Source organism: Bacillus sp. FSL K6-0994, assembly GCF_038630815.1.
Lineage (GTDB): Bacteria > Bacillota > Bacilli > Bacillales > Bacillaceae > Bacillus > Bacillus safensis.
On the sequence record NZ_CP152043.1, the window covers coordinates 1,137,036 to 1,155,292 of the forward strand.

Below are 18,257 nucleotides of genomic sequence, written 5' to 3' on the forward strand. Positions count from 1 at the left end.
TTGATTAGCGCCACTTTATTGGTAGGTGCTGCTTGCCTAGGTTCTTTTAATTACTCACAAGAATCAACTGATCGAAATACCACCGTATTTCCTCAAAAAACCGATCGAAACACGACGATGATCGATCCAAATTCAACATTTGAAAACTCATAGGCAAAACTAAACAGACCTTGAGGGTCTGTTTTTTTAAAATGGGGACAGATTGGGGACGAACCCTTTCAGTTTTTTATCAGAAATGCACTTGCACATTATAGAACCTTATTAAATCAGTCTTTTTCAGAAATTCTACAAGACATCACAAAAATCCTTTGACGCCCTAAAGACATCCCAAAAAGGTTTATACGGCCTCACCGCCACCAACGGCTTCAGCGAAGCGATCACAGGCCGAGACATGTTTGGAAACAAGATCTCAAAAGAACAGCAAGAAGCAAGTATGAACGCGGCGCTTGGAAAGCTTTTGCCGTTTGGGGCGAAAGGGTTTCATGGAAAAATGGGGATTAAGAAAGATGAGAAAAATTCTTTATCTCCAGGTAATGGATTAGCTATACATGAATCTAGAGGTGGACACTTAATAGAGAGACATGTTGGGAAAACAGATGAAGAACTATTAGAAAGGCTGAAAAGTAATCCTAAAATCACGGGTTCTTCTACTTTTAACGATAGAATGACTGCAGAAAGAGTTGCTGATTCAGTTTTGGGTGATCCGAAGAGTGTTGATAAAATACAAAAGTGGTTATCCGACCCCAACAGTAGACCTACATTACCATTAAAATATAAGGGTGATGGAGAGGTAATTGGAAGAAGTGTTTCGAGAAATTCAGAAGTAGTTGAGAATGTTACAAATGCAAAAATTATACTGAAAAAAGATGAGAATGGCGGTTTTATTTTAACAGGATACCCTGTTAAATAGAAAGAAGGATGATAAAATGAATGAGAGTTACAGTTATTTAGAGGAGTTAGAAGATTTTTTAGGTGGGACATTTCATCAGGATATCGATTCACCAGAAGAAGCGTTAGAGGAGTTTATTCATGAAGCTACTAAAGAATGTCTGCTGTCTACTATAAAGGATTGTCAGGATTTTTTGAATGGTACTTTAACAATAGAAGAAAAAGAAAGCTTTATCGAAAATAATGCAGAAATCTATTTTCCGGCGATCTCATTAAATCCTATACAGTGGTTTAATAAAATAGTAGAGGAAATGAAAGAAGCAGTGAAAATGAAGTAACTAAATGATCCTTGATCGGCCAATGCCTTTCAAGGTTTTTTGTGTCAATTGGTCATCAAATCAAGAAAAAGGGGATCTTTTTTCTATGCGGATCATCGTATGATATAGATAAACAAAACGAACGTGAATATTTTGTCCAGAAGGAATAACATGCGGATGCTGGCATTGAGCACTTTAAGTGCCTGGTACTTGGCCACTCCAGCCAGATCTTTTTTATATCTACTGATAAATTCTTTATTGGATGAAGGAATTGAACGGGTTTGTAATTTGAGGTTTTAAAAAGGTAAATGAGTAGTTGGTCAATGATATACTGATCTCATTAGAAACTAGGAGGTCCCCACTTTGAAACCATTTTGGGAGAAAGAAGAAGAGAGTCCTTTCACGTTAGAAAAGATAGATGAGGAAAAAATTCGTGAAGCAGAGGGAAGACTTGGTGTCACTTTACCTGATACATATAAAAAGCTCATTTTAGATTGGAACGGTGGTTTTACAGTGCGTAATGCGTTTCCAACTGATCAGCCGAATTCATGGGAGATGATCATGTTCAATTTGACCATCTAAGAGGAATCGCCAAAGATGATGGCATCATGAATAGTTCCCAGTTAAGTGATGAATTGGAGCTGCCGGAGGGACTTGTGATCATCAGCGGAGAGGAAGAGACATGGATCGCAATGGATTATCGAAAAACGAAGGAACACCCGCCTATCCACTATTTTGATTTAGAAATGGGAGTCGATTTTAAGCTGGCGGATACTTTCGATGATTTTATTGAGCAGTTATATACAGCTGAAGATGTGATGATCGAGGTAGTAGAAATTGATGAGGAATGCTCGGATTTGTATATCAGTAAAGAAGAGCTTGAACAAATTTTTGAGAGACAAGACCTTTGTCAGCAGAATCTCTTTAAAATGGCACATTATCCGATGGAAGAAATTGAAGAGATTGAATGGTTTTTCGATCGTATGAAAAAATGCATCAAACAGATAAAAGATCAACATGTTTTGTATGAAGCAGCGACAACGATTCACTCCATCCTTCTGTTAAACCCGGATATGCAAAGAAATGACCTTATCAATCAAGAGCTGAAAGAAATAGCGGAGTTTCTAGAAAATAGTGGTGAGCCTGATACCGCTTTTTTGGGAGAAGACATTCATCCAGTGAAAAAACGATAGTGAAAGAAGAAAAGCCCCTGAAAAGGGCTTTTTTTGTAATCTTATTGAAAGTCATATTTAAATGAAGTATAGTAGTTTTAAATTATGAAGAGGAGGATGGTTAAAAATGATGCATGCAGGAAGATTACGCCAGAAAACTTTGAACAATCAATAATTTCATATGTTCAAAGGCTCTGTTTTCATCAAACAGAGTAAACGGGGTAGTCTGCACATTTTTAATCATTTTCAGCGGTCAAGTATGTAACTTTACTTGAAGACAGACAGATATCGTTTCTGTCTTTTTTTGTAATTTTTTATTGATATAAAGAGAGAGATGAGTCTAGCCGTGTTTACTCTAGCCACAGATAGCAGCCTATTTGTGGTTTTTTGATGATTTTCTTAACGCCTGTTGATCATGAATAAATGAGCAATTGGAGGAAAAGAATATGAATAGACTAGAATTAAAGCAATTAGCCAAACATCACGGATTAGAAATTTTAGAGAATACCATCAAAATAAATGAATCAGGTGTGGATTTCCGTGTCGCACATGTCGAAGATTTACATGGTGATCAATGGATATTAAGAATGCCTCGCAGACCTGAATCAATGAAACATACCTTACAAGAAAAAAAGACATTAGATCATATGAGTAAGCAGGTTCACTTTCAGGTCCCTCAGTGGTCTATCTTTACAGAAAGTCTGATTGCTTATAAACAATTAGAGGGGGTACCGGCGGCTAGTATTGATGTGGAGAAGCAATCATATGTGTGGAGTTTTGATCAAACGAAAGTACCGCAAGCTTATTATGAATCATTAGGAAGAGTTCTAGCGAATGTACATTCCTTAGATCAACAGCCATTTAAAACGATCGGTGTGGAGATGCTCAGTGCTCATGAATTAAGAGGATCAATGAAACAGCGAATGGAACGTGTCAAATTGCAATACACCATTAATAGCGGGTTATGGGAGCGCTGGCAAGAATGGCTAGCTAAAGATTCTTTATGGCCGCCTTTCGTGGGAGTGAAGCATGGAGATTTGCATCCCGGCCACATTCTGATTGATGAAAATCAATGTGTGACGGGTGTGATTGATTGGTCTGAAGTGGGGGTTGGTGATGTATCTGCAGACTTTTTGTCGCATCAACTTCTCTTTGGGAAAGAAGGGTTAACAAAACTTATCCATGCGTATGAAAAAGCAGGCGGGAGAACTTGGCCAGGAATGGATGAACATATAATAGAACTTCTGACGACAAGTGCGATCACTGTGGCCGAGTACGCACAGAGATCAGGATTGAAAGATATGCATGAAACTGCAGCATACATGTTGGCAAACGAAAGCTAATCAATCAGAACGAATCCAAAAAAAGCCCTGAAAAGGGCTTTTTTTAATCTAATTCATGAAAAAACTGTTTGAGTTGATCAATGAAAACGGATTTGGATTTTCCTTTTTTATAAATGAACTCGATATTGATGTTGAACAAATGATTCAGCATCTTCGTATGTTTAGTTTTCCCAGGATTGAAATTTTGCAATTGTGGGATTTGCTTGGTATTGATAAAACGCTTCAATATCCTGTCTATCGAATTGGCGAATAACAACTCGGTTTGTTCTTGTAAATATGCTGTTTGCATTCTTCATGTGTTAACCTCACTTTTTAGTTAGTTCTTGATTTGAAAAAGTCTATCAGCCATTCAGATAGCTGCTGTTGTGCTTTGCTGACAAATCGATCTGCATAATAAATTAATTCCAAGTGACGGACAGGTGCTGGATCAGCAATAGGAATCGAAATAATATTAGGCCACATCGAATGTTGCTTTAGTAATCCTCTTGGCTGAATGGTTGCACCGATGCCGGCTTCAACCAGCTGCAATAGCGAAAACGCGGACCCAACCTCCATGGCGGTGTCCAGTTCAACACCCTGTTCTTTACATACGTCATCTACTAAATCCCTTCCTAGATATCCCTTCGGATACATGACCAACGCACGGTGAGTCAGCTCTTTTAATGACACTTCGCTCTTTTGGGCCAAATCACTTTCTGAATGAACAAATAATTCGTAAGGCTCACTTCCAAGTGGAATTTGAACGAGACGCTTATCCGCAGGCCCTCGCAGTCCAATGCCGAGATCCACTTTATGCGAAAGGACTTCTTCACGAACGAAGATATTTGAATATGCCTTTAGATTGGTTTCTGGATAAAGAGTTTTAAATTCTACAAATAGTGGCACCAGCTGAAAATCAAGATCTGAAGGGAGTACTGCGAGACGAACGGTTCCTCGTTTTTCCGATAATAGTTCTTTCATCGCATTTTTTGCATCTCTTTCAGCTTGAAGCATTTTCACGCCATATTGATAAAGCAGCGAACCAGCTTCGGTAGCAACGACCTTTTTGCCGATTCGATCAAAGAGCGGCATCCCAACTTCTGCTTCAAGCAGTCGAATTTGCTGGCTAAGTGTAGGCTGTGATATACCTAGCTGCTCAGCGGCTTTTGTAAAATGCAAATGGTTGAATACAGCCATAAAATAGGTAATATGCCGGGTATCCATATGTCCACCTTTCATAAATGATAGTCTTTTCCTATCATCATAATACGATTTATTGTATTGATCAATGAATGCGGCAGATTTATACTCAAAGTAACCTTAACAAGATGAGAGAGAAAGAAGGGTATTGATGAAAAAAATATATTATTTAGCCGCTTTATTTTTAGCCGCTTTAAACTTACGTCCGATCATTACTTCCGTGGCTTCCATGATGAGCATGATCCAATCAGAGCTTGGAGTAAACGCACTGACAGCAAGCCTTTTGACCACTTTGCCTGTCCTTTGTATGGGAATATTTGCTCCCGTTGCAACGATACTCAGCCGGCGTTTTGGTTTAGAGAGAACGCTGTTTTTCTCGATTCTTCTTATCACGATTGCCACTGCACTGCGTGGTACTAGCCAATCGGTTGCTATCCTGCTCATGACTGCGTTTGCTGGAGGGGTAGGGATTAGCTTCGCAGGTCCTTTATTGTCTAGTTTTATTAAAAAATATTTCCCGAGAAATCCTGGTATTGTCAGTGTGTATTCAATTTCGATGACAATAGGTGCAGCGCTCGCTTCCGGCTTCACGATTCCGATTTATCTACGCAGTCAGCATCATCTTCCATTTGCATTGTCCTGCTGGGCTATTCTAGGGGTGATCGCCCTTATTCTATGGATAGGTTTAGCTCGCAAAAATGAGCAGAGTGATCTTGTAACGTTGCCGTTAAAATTGCCGCTGCGAAACAAAAAGGCCATTCAATTCACCTTGTTCTTTGGCTTTATGTCCAGTATGTTTTATTCTTTGACGGCATGGATTTCCCCGATTGCTCTTAGTTTCGGAAACAGTCCGCAATATGCTGCCATGCTCTTGACCATATTTACACTCATTCAGATACCGGTGGCACTACTCGTTCCAGCGGTCGTTACTCGATTAGGAAAACCGAAATTATTTCTCATCTTATGCAGTCTGTCTGAACTCATTGGTCTTATCTTTCTTCTTCTGCCAATGCCGATCTTGCCAGCCGTCATTTTCCTAGGTATGGGTGCCGGGGGGTTATTTCCTTTAGCGCTTATGCTCCCGATTATGGAGACGAGTACTCCGGAGGAAGCCGGAACCTGGTCCGCGATGTCGCAGATGGGCGGGTACATCGTGGGTGGATTCGGTCCGTTTTTCATTGGCTTGGTTTTCGATTTAAGCGGACATTTTTATGCTTCCATTGTGGCAATGCTTGTCATCGTCTCGTTAATGATTGGCGTTCAGTTATCAATGAAACTTGGTAGAAAAGAAGAAGTGTCGAGTTAAATGATGCAGCTTCACATTTCAATAAAAACGGGGGAATTCTATTGCTCATTCGAGAAGCAAAAACGATCGATTATCCACAATTAAGACAAATCTATTTAGAATCCCGGCGCCAGAGCTTTCACTGGCTCAATTCAGAAGAACTCCATCTGCAAGATTTTGATCAAGATACGCAGGAAGAGCAAATTTTCTTAGCTGAGGAGAACAATAAAATCCTTGGATTCATTTCTCTATATGTACCAGATCGTTTTATTCACCTTTTGTTTGTACATCCAGAAGCTGCTGGTCAAGGGGCTGGCGATCTGCTGCTCAAACAAGCGATAAAAGTTTTAGGAACACCGGTCACCCTCAAATGTGTCTCCGACAATCACAAAGCTTTATCTTTTTATCAAAAAAGAGGGTGGAAGGCTGTTGTGGAAGAAGGAGAACCTGGGGCGGAATACTGGGTGCTTATTTATGAATAGAAGTCATTTTATTTTATCAATTTCACGGCCCTTTATTGGGCCTTTTTGCGGTTTCTTTTCGGTGTCGAATGGTACATAAAATGATAATATATGTCATTATAGGGAAAATAGAGGAAGAGGTAAGGGCTGATGGAGAAAGTGCTTTCTTCTCACGTCGGTTTGAAAATCAATGAATGGTATTATCATATTCAAAGATTTAACGTACCGGACGCCGAAGCATATAAAGAGGAAATCAAATCAATGCTTGATCATATGGAAGAAAATCAAGATTTATTATTGTATTTCTCACTCATGGAGTTCAGACATAAATTAATGCTTGATTACTTGAATCCTTTAGAAAATGGGAAAGAGCGGGCCAACTTCAAGGAACTCGCAATGAAGATCAAAAGAGACCAAGAGAAATTAACAGGATTGCTCGAGTATTATTTCAATTTTTTCTACGGCATGTATGAATTTGAAAACTATGAATACCTAAATGCGATTACCTTCTATAAACGGGCAGAAAAAAAGCTGTCTCTTGTCAGTGACGATATCGAACGGGCCGAGTTCAATTACAAGATGGCTGAAATCTATTACCACATGAAACAAACCCACATGTCCATGCACCATATCGCTCAGGCGATAGAATGCTATCGAGAAAAAGAGACATACACAGTAAGAGAAATACAATGTTCTTTTGTGATCGGATTAAACTATATAGATATGGGCTGCCCCGAAAAAGCAATACCCCATTTTCAACACGCACTAGAAAAAGCCGCCGACAACTCAACAAAACGATTAAAAGGATCAGCACTCTATAATTTAGGGTTGAGTTATTTTCATCATAATGAAATAGCCCAAGCAATTATACATTTTAATGACTCAATTCGAGCATTTAGAGAGCAGGGATACGAACATTTAAATAGAATCTTAGACCCGCTTATTATGTTGTCAAAAGCCTATTTCAAAAAGAAAGAAAAGGATTTAGGTAAGTATGCTTTAAATAACGGCATAGAACTATCTGAAAAGCTGAAAGACCATGTGCTGTTATTGATATTCAAATTTTTAAGATCACTATATGTTGACAACAATTTTGAGCAGTTGGAAAAAATAATGGAATCGCTAGAAATAAAGTCAATGTATCCTGATCTTGAAGATTTAGCAAAAGATGCTGCAAAATATTATAATGAAATGGGAGATAAAGACAATGCGATGCATTTTTATGAAAAGATTCTTTATTTCCAAACTCAAGTGAAGCGGGGGGACTGTCAGTATGAAATTTAAAACGTTATCAATAGTATTTGTGATGATCAGTGTCATCAGTATTGTTGGTTATTTTACATCTGAAGTGACAGCAAGTCATGATGAAGCTAGGAGAGGTCATACTGCAAGTATCGGTTATACTGCTTAAATAAAAAGCCCTTAAAGGGCTTTTTATTTTAAGATTGAATATATGCTATGAATAAAGAATATTTTTTCCATAGAAAAGATATTGAGGAGGAAGTAAAGTGACAATGTTAAAATCAACATTATTTCGAAGGATTTTCATTATATCTTTTGCTTTAACCTTTATGATTAGCCTGTTCAATATGGCTGTGTTTCCAGGGATGCCAGCGTCTTATTATGTTGGTCTGGTTTGTAAAATGTTGTTTATCAGTTTGTTAAATGGTTTGTTTTTTGGAACAATCATCTATTTGATTGGCGTCTTTCTCGGTGCTAAATCTTCAAAGGAAAATCAATAACAAGTGAGCGGCTATAGTCCGCTCTTTTTTATTTGAAAAAATTTGATATCTAATGAAGAGAAAATGAGATTACTTCATGTACGATCTAGATCGCAAATCCTACATATGTATTTTTCATCATACATTACATTATTTTTAATATCCTACTGCATTCTATTTTAAAGGATGTTACCGTTGTTTGTAAGGAATGATTGGCCAGTCTTCCAATACGAGTTGGAGGGAAATCATGAATTACAAAATTGAAATGTTAACGAATATGAAAATGGTGTATATGAGAAATATCGGATCATATGGCAGCAAAGAGAATTTTGAGATGATGAAGAGATTTAAAAAATGGATTAAGCAACATCATTTAAATGATGAATTAAAGGAATATGGTATATATGGTGTTCCTCAAGATCATCCTGGAAAAATTCCATCAGAAAAATGCAGATATGACCTCATGCTTATGACAAATAGAGATTTCACAAAAGATCAAATGGTTCAGACTGGTCATTTTGAAGGAGGAAAGTATGCTGTGTTCACGGTGACACATACAACCGAAAAAGTGAATTTGTTTTGGAGACAATTGCCTCAAATGATCCAAAACAATCGATTAAACATGCGTCAGGCACCTATAATGGAAAGGTATAGAGAAGAAGAAGGCGAAGATAAGGTGTGTGAATTCTTACTGCCTATCTTTTAAACACTTAATCAAACTGCAATGAAAACAGACCTCATATGGTCTGTTTTCATGAGTATTAAATGTTTAAATATTTTAGGACTCGTTCCTTTAAATATCGGTATTGATCCTCATTCGTATCTTGAAATGCTTCTTCTCGATTTGAAGGGACATCCATATAAACGATTTCCTCTGAGAATTGTGAAGAAGTAAAGTCGATTCTTTTTCCATTCACTACGTTGTAAAAGTGCCATCCGCTAGGTAATGCGGTCTTGTTTATTTTTCCGCCTAAAAGATCATGGACGACTAAAGAAGTGACACCGCATTGTCCATTGGCCGGGTTTTCTTTACTCCATTTTGAACTAGATTGAGAGGACCAGGCTTTATAAAGAGCATCAATGATTTCGTCTGTCGTGTAGAGGTTCATCATAAAAATCCTTTCTATTTAAAAGCGAAATGAATATAGTGTCTGTTTAGTCTATAATAGATTTTTTTTCGATCAAAATCCAGATGCTATACTTGATTAAACCAATATAACAATGAGGGTCATGACAGGAGGAGCATGGAGTGATATTCATCATAGGCATTGTAATCGCTTTTATTGTTGCTATTTTAGGCTTTACTATTTTCGTAGATGTAGGTAATGGGCTGGGAACGGTTTTTAGCATCATCGGTGCAATGGTCATTTTATGGATAGCGGGTAGGCTGCAAAGGCAAAAAGAAAAGAATGATCCAAATATATTATTAGATAAAATGATGATGCTTTTTCAAGAAGACGGGTTTCAGGCTTCCACATACATCTTTTCACAAAATGTTGATAAAGGCTTTGCGATTGATGATGAGCGAAAGGTAATACGCTTTATTACACATCAACCTGGCCGCTCATCTCGAAAATTCAGGTTTGAAGTCACTGAGCTTTCCTTGAAAGAGTTGAAGCAAGTTGACATGTTAGAAGATGGTGTACCGATTGAACAATCTGTTGAGAGTGATAATAATGAAGAGATCTCGACACTTGAATTGAGATTAACTATGAATGATCAGGAATCATCAACGATTACGCTCACCTTTCTGACATTTGATGTGCCTGTTCGTAAGAGCACTGCCGAATATTTGACTGAACGAGAAAATCTGAAGGAGATTTATCATGAAATTGATTCAATGATGAAATCTGCGGTTTAATAAATGACTGTTCATAAAGAAGAAATCACAGTTTGAGGTGGTTTCTTTTTTTATGTCCATCAAGACAAAAGCTGGTTCAATCATTGCGGTTGAATGTTTTTCTCAAAAATGAATAAAGATAGACTAGACACGAAAACGATCATTGATATCGAAATGACTGGAGGAAACATACATGCAAAAGCTTTGCAGGGAAGTCTGGATCGAGGTCAATCTTGACGCGATTAAAAGAAATATCGAAGCCATTCAAGCGCATATTCCAAGGAAAAGCAAGATCATGGCTGTCGTAAAGGCAAATGCTTATGGACACGGCTCAGTTGAAGTAGCGCGGCAGGCACTAGAAAGCGGTGCGACAGAGCTTGCGGTTGCCAGCTTGGAAGAAGGTATTGTATTGCGGAGAGCAAAAATTGAAGCACCGATTCTGGTCCTTGGATTTACCCCGCTCGACTGTGTGAAAAGGGCTGCAGCCTGGAGAATTGATCTCTCCGGCCTTCGAGAAGACTGGATTGTTCAAGCAAATGAGATCTTAGCGGAAGAAGAAAGTCAGCATCGCCTTGGGATTCATGTCAATGTTGACACAGGGATGGGACGATTAGGTGTACGGACAAAGGAAGAGCTGTTAGAGGTGGTGGAGGCGCTTGAAAAGAGTGAAAACCTGAGGTGGGATGGAATATTTACGCATTTCTCCACTGCGGATGAGCCTGACCCTGATTTCACACTAATGCAGCACAGCATTTTTATTGATTTTCTTCGTTTCTTAAAAAAAGAAGGCATTACTTTGCCCACTGTACATATGAACAATACAGCGGCTGCCATCGCATTTCCTGAATTTAGCGCAGATATGATACGGCTAGGCATCGGACTTTATGGACTGTATCCTTCGCAATACATTGAGAGTTTAGATGCTGTTAAGCTAGAGCCCGCTCTCAGTTTAAAAGCAAGGATTGCATTCGTGAAGGAAATGGTGACAAAGCCAAGGACCGTCAGCTATGGGGCAACCTATGTAGCAAAACCTGATGAAGTTATAGCAACCATACCAATCGGTTATGCAGATGGGTACTCACGAGCATTATCCAATCGAGGATTTATGCTTTTCCGCGGAAAACGAATGCCGATTGCTGGCCGCGTCACCATGGATATGACCATGATCAGTTTAGGAGAAATGAAAGCAAAGCAAGGCGAAGAAGTCGTCATATATGGTCGTCAAAAGGGCGGAGAAATTTCTGTCGATGAAATCGCCGAAATGCTCAATACGATCAACTACGAAGTCATCACCACCTTAAGCCGGCGCGTCCCAAGATTTTATCGTCGCGGCGGAAAGATTATTAAAATATCGACGCCGGTGATGTATGTGTGAGGTTTTCATCAAGAAAATTGATCAATAATAACCTTTAATGATAAAAAAAGTAAAAATAAGGACGATAAAAGGAGGGAATGTCATGAACTGGAGGAAGAAAAAATGAAAAAAAGATTTTTACTATTTATCTTGGTACTTCTTTTAATAAGTACCATTAGTCCATTCAAAGCGAATGCAGCTGAAAATTCAACTGGATGGACGAAACGAGCTGATTTACCAGAAGAACGTATTAATGCTGGTGTGGGAGTTGTTGATGGAAAGATTTATGTGTTTGGTGGAGCAAGTGAAAAAAATAAGTTAAATAATCAAACATTTATGTATGATCCTAAGAAAGATGTTTGGGAAGAAAAAGCTAGTATGCCAAGAAACAGAACAGGCGGTACATATGCTACAGTTGGTAAAAAAATCTATCTTATAGGTGGAATAAACGAAGAGACAAATGTAGCTTATAATACGATTGATATTTATGATGCAGAACTTGATCAGTGGGCTGAAGAACCGATTCAAATTCCAAGAGACCCTGTATTTTCAGCTTATAGCAAGGGAACTTTGTACGCAGTTGCAGTGAAAGAGAATATATATATTGTCTCTTCAAAAAACTCTTATAAAAATAATGTCTATCAATTCAATACTGCCACTGATGAATGGAAGAGCTTGGACTCATCGGCTTTACCATCTCGAAATGGGAGAGCCATTTCTGCAATTGACGGCAAAATATATGTTGCAGGTGGAGAAAATTCGATTGGGCATAGTAGAGAAAGATCTTTGTTCCAGTATGATATTTCAACAGATAAATGGAGTAAATTAAAAGATAGTGATTTAACTTCATATGTATTTGAACCAGCCTACGAAACATATAATGGGAAATTCTTCGTTATTGGTGGACAACGAACTGGTGATCGTTCAAGTGAAATGCTGAATAAAGTTCAAATTTTCAATCCGAAAGATGGTCAATTTAAAAATTCAGCGTATGATTTACCAGAAGGTAGAGTATCAGCTGTCGCAGCAATTGTTGAGGATCAATTGTATGTCATTGGCGGACGTGACTACTCATATTATATGGGGAATTTTTCTGCAAAAAGTGATTACAAATCAGTGATTTCTATTCCATTAAGTGACTTGCAAATAACTGAAGATGAAGCAAAGCCAGATGACGGTACAACAGAAGAACCGAAAGATCAGGACGGGACAAAGCCAGATGATGGTTCAACAGAAGAACCAAAGGATCAGGACGGAACAAAGCCAGATGATGGCACAACCGAAGAACCAAAAGATCAAGACGGAACAAAGCCAGGTGATGGCACAACAGAAGAACCGAAAGATCAGGACGGGACAAAGCCTGGTGATGGTTCAACAGAAGAACCAAAGGATCAAGACGGAACAAAACCTGGTGATGGTTCAACAGAAGAACCAAAGGATCAAGACGGAACAAAACCTGGCGAAGAAGCAACAAAAGGTATACTTTCAATTACGATGGTAAACGGGCTGCAAAAGGATTATTTACTTTCAATGAAAGAAATCAACGATTTTCTTAACTGGTATAAAGAAAGAAGCTTTGGAATTGGAATGAACTTCTATGAAATCAATGATGAACACAATAAAGGACCATTCACTAGTAAGAGAGATTACGTGGTGTATCAAAATATCTTAATGTTTGATATTAAGCAATACTGAAATTCATAAATTGTAAAGCTGCTGATAAGAGATCAGCAGCTTTTATTTTGATGAAATTGTTAAAATTAGGTTCAACGTCATGAAAAAATGTGATATCTTTTAAAAAATCTGCTAAACATCCTATAACCACGTCCGATAATAAAATTGTCAGGGTTGATAAGCCCTAGAATAAAGGACTTTTTTCAGACAGGGACGTCTGTCAGGTCCCACATACATGGAGGTAATAGGAAATGAGAATTAACCACAATATCGCAGCACTTAACACATTAAACCGTTTATCTGCAAACAACGGTGCTAGCCAAAAGAACATGGAGAAGCTTTCTTCTGGTCTTAAAATCAACCGTGCAGGAGATGACGCAGCAGGTCTAGCAATCTCTGAAAAAATGCGTGGACAAATCCGCGGATTAGAAATGGCATCTAAAAATGCACAAGACGGTATCTCTCTTATCCAAATCGCTGAAGGTGCATTAACTGAAACTCACTCAATCCTTCAACGTGTTCGTGAACTAGTTGTTCAAGCTGGAAACACTGGTACACAAGACGATACAGACCTTGGTGCAATTCAAGAAGAGATTGATGCTCTAGTACAAGAAATCGGAAATGGTACTGATAAAAACGGTATCTCTGATCGAACTGAGTTCAACGGTAAAAAGTTGTTAAATGGCGATTTTGCTAATGGAACAGCTACTTTAACTTTCCAAATCGGTGCTAACGGAACTCAACAATTATCAGTTAACATTGAAGCAATGTCTGCTGACAAACTTGGAACAGATCCAACTGATGCAACTAAAACAGTATCTGCGCTTAAAGTAACTGATTTCGCAACAACTGCTGCTAATGCTGCAGGTGGATTTGACGAGCAACTTCAAATCGTTGATGATGCAATCAAGCAAGTATCTACTCAACGTTCTAAACTTGGTGCAGTCCAAAACCGTCTAGAGCACACAATCAACAACCTTGGTGCTTCTGGTGAAAACTTAACAGCTGCTGAGTCTCGTATCCGTGACGTTGACATGGCGAAAGAGATGAGCGAGTTCACAAAGAACAACATTCTTTCTCAAGCGTCTCAAGCAATGCTTGCACAAGCGAACCAACAGCCACAAAACGTACTTCAATTACTACGTTAATGAAAAGCCCCTTAAGGGGCTTTTTTTCTTGATAACTTACTACTTAGATTGTATAAGTTAAACTAGATATAAAAGATTGGTAAATTAATAATAAAATTAAGATAAAAGATTGGAAAATGCTAAACTTTCTTTGAAATTATCCGATATTTTAAATGTATGGGCACTTAAGCCCTAGAATAAAGGACTTTTTTCAGACAAGGACGTCTGTCAGGTCCCACATACATGGAGGTAATAGGAAATGAGAATTAACCACAATATCGCAGCGCTTAACACATTAAACCGTTTGTCTGCAAACAACGGTGCGAGCCAAAAGAACATGGAGAAACTTTCTTCTGGTCTTAAAATCAACCGTGCAGGAGATGACGCAGCAGGTCTTGCAATCTCTGAAAAAATGCGTGGACAAATCCGCGGATTAGAAATGGCTACTAAAAACGCACAAGACGGTATCTCACTTATCCAAATCGCTGAAGGTGCATTGACTGAAACTCACTCAATCCTTCAACGTGTACGTGAACTTGTTGTTCAAGCTGGAAACACTGGTACACAAGACGATACAGACCTTGGTGCAATTCAAGATGAGATCAAGGCGCTTGTTGAAGAAATTGGCAATGGAGCAGACAAAAATGGTATTTCTGATCGTACAGAATTCAACGGAAAGAAACTACTTGACGGTACTTTCAGCGCAACTGGTGCTACACCAAAATCATTAACTTTCCAAATCGGTGCTAATGGCGCACAACAGTTATCAGTAAACATTGAAGCAATGTCTGCTGACAAACTTGGTGCAACTGCAGACGATGGTACTTTAGTAGCGAACCAAGCTGTTTCAAATATTGATGTTACAAAATTTGCAGCAAACGATGCTGATACAGCTGATGTTGGTTTTGATGCACAATTAGGAATTGTTGATGGAGCCATCAAACAAGTATCTACTCAACGTTCTAAACTTGGTGCGGTTCAAAACCGTCTAGAGCACACAATCAACAACCTTGGTGCTTCTGGTGAAAACTTAACGGCTGCTGAGTCTCGTATCCGTGACGTTGACATGGCTAAAGAAATGAGTGAGTTCACTAAGAACAACATTCTTTCTCAAGCTTCTCAAGCAATGCTTGCTCAAGCTAACCAACAACCACAAAACGTACTTCAATTACTACGTTAATGAAAGGCCCCTTTATGGGGCTTTTTTTTATGTGCATTTTTCTTCGAATTTTCTCCAGTCTTATGATTCTTAATTCCCTCTGTGAAAATATGAATAACGACCTTCAAAATTGGTGAACTCTAGCGAAACGATCATAATGAATAAGGCTTTTTCCTTATTTGTTCCTTTTTTGTTAAACATATTCCATTAAGGTTCGATAAATGGATTGTAAGGCTTACAAAAAAATTCTAATTTAGAACTTTTGGACAAGGATGTCTAATTGGTTCAAACACATGGAGGTCATTAAACATGAGAATTAACCACAATATCGCAGCACTTAACACATTGAACCGTTTGTCTGCCAACAATGGTGCAGGTCAAAAGAACATGGAAAAGCTTTCTTCTGGTCTTAAAATCAACCGTGCAGGAGATGACGCAGCAGGTCTAGCCATCTCTGAAAAAATGCGTGGACAAATCCGCGGATTAGAAATGGCGACGAAAAATGCACAAGACGGTATTTCTCTAATTCAAACCGCTGAAGGTGCATTGACTGAAACTCACTCAATTCTTCAACGTATACGTGAATTAGTGGTTCAAGCAGGAAACACGGGTACTCAGGATGATACAGATCTAGGTGCGATTCAAGAAGAAATCGATGCGCTAGTTCAAGAAATTGGTAACGGTACAGATAAGAACGGTATTTCTGACCGTACTGAATTCAATGGAAAGAAACTTCTTGACGGTACTTTTGCTGCTGAGCCTGAAGGTGGAGAAGCGAAGAAATTAACTTTCCAAATTGGAGCTAACGGTGCGCAGCAATTATCAGTTCATATTGAAGCAATGTCTGCTGATAAACTTGGCGTTGACGATAAAACAGTTTCTACTATTAAAGTAACTGATTTTGCCGAAATTGCAGCAGGTGAAGAAGGTGGATTTAACGACCAATTAGCAATTATTGATGGAGCCATCAAACAAGTTTCAGATCAGCGTTCTAAACTTGGTGCAGTCCAAAACCGTCTAGAGCACACAATCAACAACCTTGGTGCTTCTGCTGAAAACTTAACAGCAGCTGAGTCTCGTATTCGTGACGTTGACATGGCGAAAGAAATGAGTGAGTTCACAAAGAACAACATTCTTTCTCAAGCATCTCAAGCAATGTTAGCGCAAGCAAACCAGCAGCCGCAAAACGTACTTCAATTATTACGTTAATGAAAAAGCCCCTTTGAGAGGGGCTTTTTTTATTTCATTCAAATGACAGCAAGTGCTCTAGACGAAAGTCAGGAACTGCTTCATGGAAAAAAGCTCGGTTGCCTTCATCGTTCTTTTGATCCCATTGCTTCCACCATTCAGCGGTTTCTCCAGAGGTGTCAGCTTGAATCATGTTGTGCAGCTGTTCTAAGTTGATGATTTCTCTTGGTTCTAATAAAAAAGAATGCATCCGGTGATATGCCTCAAGACATTCAGGCTGTTTTGTCACAATGGCGAATTGTACGTAGCGATTTAAAAATTCCTGTACGAACGTCAAGTGGGGGATGGTTGCTTCTCCTTTTAACTCGACACCGTCCCACGCCATATCTGCAATCGCACAAAGCCACCAGCCAAGTTCACTCGCTTGCTGCATTTGTTGTAATGTGTCCTTTTCAAAAGACAGCCGCTCATTTTTTTGTGCTAGTTTGAGCATACGGTCAAGTGTTTCTGCTTCGAGGGCTGCCTTTGTCATGCCCTGTCCATGAATGGGATCTAACGTACACAAGGCATCGCCCATCACCAATAATCCACTTGGCCAATCCTGCATGTGTTCATAGTGATGTCTCACGCAAGAAGGAACTCTAAATCCTTTTGGTTTTGTAAAGGGCGTTAAATGGGTGATGGCTTCTGCTATCGCGGGGTGGGTCAGTGCAGCGGTTTCTGAATCAAATTGATCAGCATCCGTTGTTGGATAATGTGAACCGCCAGCTGCAGAAAGAAGAACAGCCACTAAATCATGATCTACCCGTTCAAACAGTCCTGTTGGGATTTGCTTGTCTGGCTGGCCAACTACGACCATTGATTGCAGGGGTGGGGCCCCTGATGGTATGTGATAATATCTTGTGCTGTAGCCTAGAAACACATGTAACTCATCAGTCTTTGGTAAGGTCCATCCAGCGTCTTTCAGCCATTTTGGCAATTTGGACATTCTTCCAGACGTATCGATCACTAAGTCTGCTTTCATTTTATGAATGCTTCCAGGTTTTACTTGCCGGTCTTTCACAATGAGCCCCATGACCTGATTTGTTCCCTCTTTAAACTGAAGAGAGATGGCTTCATGTTTTTCTAAAAACTGCACACGTTCCTCTTTTACTATTCTTTGCATCAGCACCCACTCTAGCATTGCACGTCTTGTGACGGCGGTTTCTTCTCTATCAGTGAGCGTTAATTCGCCATCTTTTGTGATAAATCGAGAGGTTTGATGCATGGTATTAAATCCGCCCATTGCCAGTAACTCTTTTGTATAACCAGGGAATAGACGTTCAACGACTTGCTTGCCAAGTGGCAGCATTCTATGTGGATGAAAGGCTTGAGGAGTGCCAAGACGATTCTCAGGAGCGTCCGGCAGTTCATCCTTTTCAATCATCAAAACTTGATGATAAAACGTTGATAAAACTTTTGCAGCGAGCATCCCAGTGATACCTCCGCCAATGACGATTGCCCGCTCATATTTCATGGGTTGTGTCACAACATGCGCCTCCAATAAATA

The 18,257-nt window shown here is 39.1% G+C and carries 17 protein-coding genes and 2 pseudogenes; 16 read left to right on the forward strand and 3 right to left on the reverse strand.

The genetic code is table 11. The annotated features are described in order from the left end of the window. Positions 1 to 286: 286 nt before the first annotated feature. From MHB69_RS05780 to MHB69_RS05795, 4 genes and pseudogenes are all read left to right on the forward strand, one after another. Positions 287 to 910 (forward strand): annotated as a pseudogene (locus MHB69_RS05780) (RNase A-like domain-containing protein); the annotation flags it as partial. Between the two features lie 16 nt (positions 911 to 926). Then, positions 927 to 1,226, forward strand: coding sequence for a contact-dependent growth inhibition system immunity protein (locus tag MHB69_RS05785; RefSeq protein WP_034284276.1), 300 nt, complete (start codon positions 927 to 929; stop codon positions 1,224 to 1,226). Between the two features lie 342 nt (positions 1,227 to 1,568). Beyond that, positions 1,569 to 2,398, forward strand: a pseudogene (locus tag MHB69_RS05790) (SMI1/KNR4 family protein). 425 nt (positions 2,399 to 2,823) lie between these two features. After that, positions 2,824 to 3,720, forward strand: a complete 897-nt coding sequence (locus MHB69_RS05795; protein WP_065214248.1) for a macrolide 2'-phosphotransferase — start codon at positions 2,824 to 2,826, stop codon at positions 3,718 to 3,720. A 312-nt stretch (positions 3,721 to 4,032) separates the two neighbouring features. Here MHB69_RS05795 and MHB69_RS05800 read toward each other — a convergent pair whose 3' ends face one another. Further along, positions 4,033 to 4,938 (reverse strand): LysR family transcriptional regulator, encoded by a 906-nt coding sequence (locus tag MHB69_RS05800; protein ID WP_335371196.1) that lies wholly within the window; start codon positions 4,936 to 4,938, stop codon positions 4,033 to 4,035. A 112-nt stretch (positions 4,939 to 5,050) separates the two neighbouring features. On the opposite strand from MHB69_RS05800, the gene MHB69_RS05805 reads away from it, so the two are divergent. The 6 genes from MHB69_RS05805 to MHB69_RS05830 all read left to right on the forward strand — a co-directional run bounded on the left by MHB69_RS05805 (position 5,051) and on the right by MHB69_RS05830 (position 9,072). Beyond that, positions 5,051 to 6,205 carry an MFS transporter gene (locus MHB69_RS05805; protein ID WP_046310631.1) on the forward strand — a complete coding sequence of 385 codons (1,155 nt, stop codon included), beginning with the start codon at positions 5,051 to 5,053 and terminating at the stop codon, positions 6,203 to 6,205. 41 nt (positions 6,206 to 6,246) lie between these two features. Continuing rightward, positions 6,247 to 6,666 carry a GNAT family N-acetyltransferase gene (locus MHB69_RS05810; RefSeq protein ID WP_342496071.1) on the forward strand — a complete coding sequence of 140 codons (420 nt, stop codon included), beginning with the start codon at positions 6,247 to 6,249 and terminating at the stop codon, positions 6,664 to 6,666. A 129-nt stretch (positions 6,667 to 6,795) separates the two neighbouring features. Next, positions 6,796 to 7,929 carry a Rap family tetratricopeptide repeat protein gene (locus tag MHB69_RS05815; RefSeq protein ID WP_046310635.1) on the forward strand — a complete coding sequence of 378 codons (1,134 nt, stop codon included), beginning with the start codon at positions 6,796 to 6,798 and terminating at the stop codon, positions 7,927 to 7,929. Continuing rightward, positions 7,919 to 8,056, forward strand: a complete 138-nt coding sequence (locus MHB69_RS05820; RefSeq protein ID WP_120207245.1) for an aspartate phosphatase — start codon at positions 7,919 to 7,921, stop codon at positions 8,054 to 8,056. Before MHB69_RS05815 ends, MHB69_RS05820 begins: the two co-directional genes overlap by 11 nt. 97 nt (positions 8,057 to 8,153) lie before the next feature. Further along, positions 8,154 to 8,387, forward strand: a complete 234-nt coding sequence (locus tag MHB69_RS05825) for a hypothetical protein (RefSeq protein ID WP_342496072.1) — start codon at positions 8,154 to 8,156, stop codon at positions 8,385 to 8,387. A 226-nt stretch (positions 8,388 to 8,613) separates the two neighbouring features. After that, complete coding sequence (locus MHB69_RS05830; protein ID WP_144496584.1) at positions 8,614 to 9,072, forward strand: GyrI-like domain-containing protein; 459 nt, start codon at positions 8,614 to 8,616, stop codon at positions 9,070 to 9,072. Between the two features lie 55 nt (positions 9,073 to 9,127). Here MHB69_RS05830 and MHB69_RS05835 read toward each other — a convergent pair whose 3' ends face one another. After that, entirely contained in the window at positions 9,128 to 9,475 is a 348-nt protein-coding gene (locus tag MHB69_RS05835) for a hypothetical protein (RefSeq protein ID WP_098677366.1), read from the reverse strand. A gap of 140 nt (positions 9,476 to 9,615) precedes the next feature. Here MHB69_RS05835 and MHB69_RS05840 point away from each other — a divergent pair, with 140 nt between their 5' ends. The 6 genes from MHB69_RS05840 (at position 9,616) to hag (MHB69_RS05865) (ending at position 16,729) form a co-directional block, all read left to right on the forward strand. Continuing rightward, the gene (locus MHB69_RS05840) at positions 9,616 to 10,227 is read left to right on the forward strand and encodes a GlsB/YeaQ/YmgE family stress response membrane protein (RefSeq protein ID WP_024426765.1); all 612 of its coding nucleotides are present in this window, start codon (positions 9,616 to 9,618) and stop codon (positions 10,225 to 10,227) included. A gap of 172 nt (positions 10,228 to 10,399) precedes the next feature. Beyond that, positions 10,400 to 11,581, forward strand: coding sequence for an alanine racemase (alr, locus tag MHB69_RS05845; RefSeq protein WP_342496073.1), 1,182 nt, complete (start codon positions 10,400 to 10,402; stop codon positions 11,579 to 11,581). A 102-nt stretch (positions 11,582 to 11,683) separates the two neighbouring features. After that, entirely contained in the window at positions 11,684 to 13,255 is a 1,572-nt protein-coding gene (locus tag MHB69_RS05850; RefSeq protein ID WP_342496074.1) for a kelch repeat-containing protein, read from the forward strand. A gap of 230 nt (positions 13,256 to 13,485) precedes the next feature. Then, a complete protein-coding gene (gene hag, locus MHB69_RS05855; protein WP_185854351.1) occupies positions 13,486 to 14,382 on the forward strand; it encodes a flagellin Hag in 897 nt (298 codons plus the stop codon). A gap of 238 nt (positions 14,383 to 14,620) precedes the next feature. Then, positions 14,621 to 15,541, forward strand: a complete 921-nt coding sequence (gene hag / locus MHB69_RS05860) for a flagellin Hag (RefSeq protein ID WP_342496075.1) — start codon at positions 14,621 to 14,623, stop codon at positions 15,539 to 15,541. A gap of 288 nt (positions 15,542 to 15,829) precedes the next feature. Next, positions 15,830 to 16,729, forward strand: coding sequence for a flagellin Hag (gene hag, locus MHB69_RS05865; protein ID WP_214755247.1), 900 nt, complete (start codon positions 15,830 to 15,832; stop codon positions 16,727 to 16,729). A gap of 34 nt (positions 16,730 to 16,763) precedes the next feature. On the opposite strand, the gene MHB69_RS05870 is transcribed toward hag (MHB69_RS05865), so the two are convergent. After that, complete coding sequence (locus MHB69_RS05870) at positions 16,764 to 18,236, reverse strand: FAD-dependent monooxygenase (protein ID WP_144496587.1); 1,473 nt, start codon at positions 18,234 to 18,236, stop codon at positions 16,764 to 16,766. Positions 18,237 to 18,257: the final 21 nt, after the last annotated feature.